At 57.0% G+C, this 1,047-nt stretch carries 1 protein-coding gene; it reads right to left on the bottom strand.

What is annotated here, in order from left to right; translation table 11 throughout:
• Window positions 1–15 precede the first annotated feature (15 nt).
• A protein-coding gene (locus tag C5L13_RS28405) for an IS630 family transposase (protein WP_245571528.1) occupies window positions 16–959 on the bottom strand; the annotation gives its coding sequence in 2 pieces (ribosomal slippage) (window positions 16–623 and window positions 623–959; 945 coding nt in all).
• Between the last annotated feature and the right edge of the window lie 88 nt (window positions 960–1,047).

Below are 1,047 nucleotides of genomic sequence, written 5' to 3' on the forward strand. Positions count from 1 at the left end.
TAGAGCAGATCCTGTTCAATCCGGGTCATATCCGGCAGCTCTGAAGTAGTTCGCGCATTCTGAGGGTGTGAAGCAGGGAACCAAAGCGCCTACTGCATCCCACAAAGCATCAATCTTTCGCTCTGCCCGGCCTCGTAACATCGCTTTCAGTTTGGAGAACGCGTTTTCAATAGGGTTGAAGTCGGGGCTATAGGGCGGGAGGAACATGAGTTTGGCGCCGGCGCGCTCGATGGCATCACGAACACCAGCAGTTTTGTGTGCCGGCAAGTTGTCCATGACGACGACATCACCGATCTGAAGGGTCGGCACCAGTACCTGTTCGACGTAAGCCAGGAAGACGTTACCGTTCATTGCGCCATCGTAAACGAACGGTGCGGTCATTCCGGTGAGGCGCAATGCTCCGGTGAATGTCGTTGTTTTCCAATGACCATGCGGCACACCGGCTCGGCAACGCTCGCCCCTAAGTGCACGCCCGCGCAGACGCGCCATCTTCGTCGAAAGGCCGGTTTCATCGATAAAGATCAGCCTTTCCGGATCGAGATCGAGTTGGCCATCAAACCAGACGCGCCGGCGCTTCAGGACATCCGGCCGGTCTTGCTCCAGTGCATGTGCGGACTTTTTTTAAAGGTCCATCCACGGCCTCGCAGCCAGGCACCAACTGCACTCCGACTAATCTTCACCTGCCGCTCGACGGACAAGAACTCGACCATTTCATCGAGCGTCACGTCCTTACGACCTTCGATCAGTTCGACAACGAATGCCTCGTGTGCATCCAGCGCCGACGGTCGCCTCCAACCTTGCGGCCGAGAGCTCGGCTCACCTTGTTTCGCTCTTGCGATCCAGCGGATCGCCGTCGAAATGCCAACTCCAAACCGAGCCGCGGCCTGTCGTGCCGACATGCCCGTAGCAGACGCTTTCAATACGCGTAGTCGAAGATCATCGCTTAGTGCCTGTGCCATCATCCACCTCTCCGCTGTGGATGTTGAATCAGCTTCGGCTCGCCCCGTCACCTCACAATCGATTCATCGATTACAGGACCTGCTCTAG

The sequence above is a fragment of the Neorhizobium alkalisoli genome (genome assembly GCF_002968635.1).
GTDB classification, from domain to species: domain Bacteria; phylum Pseudomonadota; class Alphaproteobacteria; order Rhizobiales; family Rhizobiaceae; genus Neorhizobium; species Neorhizobium alkalisoli.